The following is a 3,433-nucleotide window of genomic DNA, read 5'->3' on the forward strand; positions in this document are numbered from 1 at the left end:
GTCGGCATCCGCGAGCACTGAGGCAAAGCCGAACGGTCCGTAGTAATCCCACTGCACCTCGAGCGCTTCCTTGTAGCGTTTGAGTTCGCGTTCGCGATCATGGCCGGGAAGCACCATATGAATGTAGCGGCCGGTGAGAACGCCGCGTCGCTTTTCCGCGTCCCATCCGTACTTGAGCCGTCCGCGTCCCAGCCGATCCGGCCATCCAGCTTTCTCCGTTTCGCGATAGAAGGTTTCGACGTTCTTCTTGAGACGCGAGTTGGGTTCGACGATGAAATAGCCGTTGATTCCGCGCTCCGCGGCCCATTTGATAGATCGCTCGGTCGTGAGCGGCTCCCATATTTGCGGGTGCGGCCGCTGAATCGGCTGCGGAAAGACCTGCAGTTCCTTGAGCACGGTCGAGCTTTGCATCACGGGATTCGCCCCGCCGTAGGGGTCCGGTGCGCCGATGCTCAGCACCTCTTCGAGTTTGCGACCCGCCTTGCCGGATTCGAAGTACGCGATCGTCTGCTGATGGTTCCATCGCGTGAACACCGGCGGAATCGTGAAGAACTGCCCATGATGCGAGAACGACGGCTGCGTCCACGCCTTGATGATGATCTCGTAGGCTTCCTGATAGTAGGCGCGGTTGCGCTCCTGATCCTGAATGGTCGCGAATGGCCATCCGAAAACTTCGGCTTCGCGCGGTTGGTATCCGCGTCCGATTCCGAATTCGAGGCGCCCACCGCTGATGATGTCGAGCATCGCGGCTTGCTCGGCGATTCGAATCGGATGCCACCATGTGATGATGTTGGCGGCCTGCCCAAGTCGAATCTGACGTGTGCGCGCTGCGATTGCGGTCTCGGCCAGGAGCGGATTGGGGCTGAACTCCGCGCCTTCGGGCTGGAAGTGATGCTCGGTCATGAAGAAATAGTTGAAGCCGAGTTTGTCGGCCAATATTCCCTGCCGCACCTGGCTGACCAACCCGCGCTGGCTGGATTCGTGGACTTCGGCGAGGTTGCCGTCGTTGATCGCGACTCCCGACGACGTCCGCACCACCGAGAGATCGGACGCACCGTTGTGGAAAACGCCTATTTCGATCATATGCTCTCCGTCTGCCGACGCGGATCGTTTAGTGCTGTAGTTCGATGAGGGCGCGGCGCCGTTCGAGCAGCAACTCGACGTCAAACTTGAACATCTTCGCCGCGTTGAGCCCAAGGATTTTCGCGCGCGCGCGGTCGCTGAGACGACCCATCTCGCGCTCGATTGCTTCCGCCGAATGCGGCCAGGTTCCTTCGGCGTGCGGATAGTCATTCGCCCACATGAAGTTGTCGACAAGGTTCCATTTCTCCGCAAGCTCCAGTACCGCGCGATCTTCCTGAAATGTCGTAGCGCCGTTGCTGCGGAAATATTCGCTGGGCAAGCGCTTGAGCTTTGGATACGCCCATAGATGATGCTTGCGATACGCCTCGTCCATCGCATCTAGCGCCCACGGTACCCATCCGATACCACTCTCCACGGCAGCGAATTTGACCTTCGGAAATTTCTCAAGCACGCCCGAGGCGCAAAGGCTTGCGACCGGCTCGATGGTGGGCGAGAGCGAATGCGATACGTAGTTGATTACCGCACCCCCTTCTTTGCGCGCAACGCGTGGATCGCGTCCGGTCGAGACGTGAAACGTAATCGGGAGATCACAATCCTCGATCGCCGCCCACATCGGATCGTAGATTGTGAGATTATAATTGGGATCGCGCGAGTCGTGGCCTCCAAGACCGGCTTGCACGGCAGCGTCAGGAATCGGAAGCCGATTTTCGCGACCCGCCTGATTTCCTCGATCGCAAGCGCGACCTCGGACGTCATGATCGCCGCCGCCGGCAACATGAAGTCGTTGTACTCGCCGTATATCTCCCACGCGAAGTCGTTCCAGACGCGGCACTGAGCTATCCCGAACGCCGCATCCTTGGTGGCGAACATCATCAGGCCCTTGTTGGGGAAAATGATTTCCGCATCGATGCCGTCGCGGATCTGATCCTGAATTCGTTCCTTCGGATCGGCTCCCACCCGGCTGCGCAAGCGATCCTCGCTATTCTCGCGCGGCACGTTGCCGATCATGCGCGCCCGCACGCGCGATTTGCCGACACCCTCGGCCACGAACCATTTCTCGCCATTCGCATCGACTTCGACGTGCGGCAGACGGTCGCGATATTTGGCATCGAGGCGATCGCGCCAGAGATTGCCGGGCTCGTTGGCGTGGCAATCCGCCGAAATCATCAGGTACTTGTCTGGATCGTTGGGTCTCGCCGTGCGCGCCCATCCTTCATGGCCGGGAGTTTCTATACGATAGCGATTCTTCTCATCTACTTCGTTTTGGGTTTGCTCCATGATGACCTCACGAAAACTTTCAAGGGTTGGTTATCGATTCGCGTGTGACTACCAAAAACTCCGAGTGCGCCGAAAAGTCTGGAGTGATTCACCGACGCAATATCGCCGGCATGCTTAAGCTCGAGCGATCCATCATCTCGGTTGTTGCCCGCCGCTTTCGGAGTTTTTGGTAGGCACAACTCCGGACGATGGCTCGAAGCGATGTAAACCGCGATCGGCTAGCTCTTCGCCTGCGAGTTCTGCTGCACCATCATCGTCGTCAGTTGCCGCGCCATACGCATAAGGTCGTGCGGATACGGCAGGTGCGGTTCGCTGGCCGCATCGATCCGCTCAACGGTATCGTTGGGAAGCACAACCTCGAGCGCAGCTAGGTTCTCCTTCAGTTGCTGTTCAGATTTCGGCCCAATGATCGGCGAGACGATGCCTGGACGCGCCAAGTTCCACGCGAGCGCAAGTGCGATGGGCGACACATCGAGCTTGCGGGCTTCTTCGAGCACCACCGAAACGACGGCATGATTACGCTCATTGAGTGCGCGCGTGCGCCACACGCGCTGAAACGGTCCCGGCGCCGCGAACCGCGTACCCTGTTGCGGTTCTTCGCCGGCCTTGTACTTGCCAGTGAGCATGCCGCCGGCCAGCGGGCTCCACGGAATCACGCCGAGCCCGAACTTGCGGCAAGCAGGCAGGATCTCGATCTCAATATCGCGGCTCAGAATGCTGTACTGCGGCTGCAGGCTCACCAACGGCTCCCAACCCTTCGCAGCGATGATCGAGCAGGCCTCCACGATCTGCGACGCGGTCCAGTTCGACACGCCGATGTAACGCACTTTGCCCTGGCGGACCAGGTCATTCAGCGTACTGAGCGTCTCTTCGAGTGGAGTGGTCTCGTCGTATCGATGCATCTGATAAAGATCGATGTACTCTGTGTCGAGCCTGCGCAGACTGTCCTCGCATGCCTTCATGACGTGCTTGCGGCTTGACCCTGAATCGAACGGACCCGGTCCGAGCGGTGACGCCGCCTTCGTTGCGATGACAACCGCATCGCGCCGGTTCTTCACCGCCTTGCCCACGA

The 3,433-nt window shown here is 59.5% G+C and carries 4 protein-coding genes; all 4 read right to left on the minus strand.

Features of this window, described 5'->3' with window-relative positions:
* A partial coding sequence (locus tag VJX68_RS16005; protein ID WP_324096720.1) for an LLM class flavin-dependent oxidoreductase occupies positions 1 to 1,083 on the minus strand: 1,083 nt, incomplete at its 3' end.
* Positions 1,084 to 1,111: 28 nt separating this feature from the next.
* Positions 1,112 to 1,696: an amidohydrolase family protein gene (locus tag VJX68_RS16010; protein ID WP_324096721.1), complete on the minus strand. Its 585-nt coding sequence runs from the start codon at positions 1,694 to 1,696 to the stop codon at positions 1,112 to 1,114.
* Positions 1,600 to 2,361, minus strand: a complete 762-nt coding sequence (locus VJX68_RS16015) for an amidohydrolase family protein (RefSeq protein ID WP_324096722.1) — start codon at positions 2,359 to 2,361, stop codon at positions 1,600 to 1,602. Before VJX68_RS16015 ends, VJX68_RS16010 begins: the two co-directional genes overlap by 97 nt.
* Before the next feature lie 218 nt (positions 2,362 to 2,579).
* The coding region (locus tag VJX68_RS16020) for an aldo/keto reductase (RefSeq protein WP_324096723.1) at positions 2,580 to 3,433 on the minus strand (854 nt) is incomplete at its 5' end.

The sequence above is a fragment of the Binatus sp. (SeqCode) genome, from assembly GCF_035272065.1.
GTDB lineage: Bacteria > Desulfobacterota > Binatia > Binatales > Binataceae > Binatus.

Coding starts and splice junctions, on each gene's coding strand:
- VJX68_RS16010 (WP_324096721.1), bottom strand. CDS start 1,696: ATGTGGGCGGCGATCGAGGATTGTGATCTCCCGATTACGTTTCACGTC.
- VJX68_RS16015 (WP_324096722.1), bottom strand. CDS start 2,361: ATGGAGCAAACCCAAAACGAAGTAGATGAGAAGAATCGCTATCGTATA.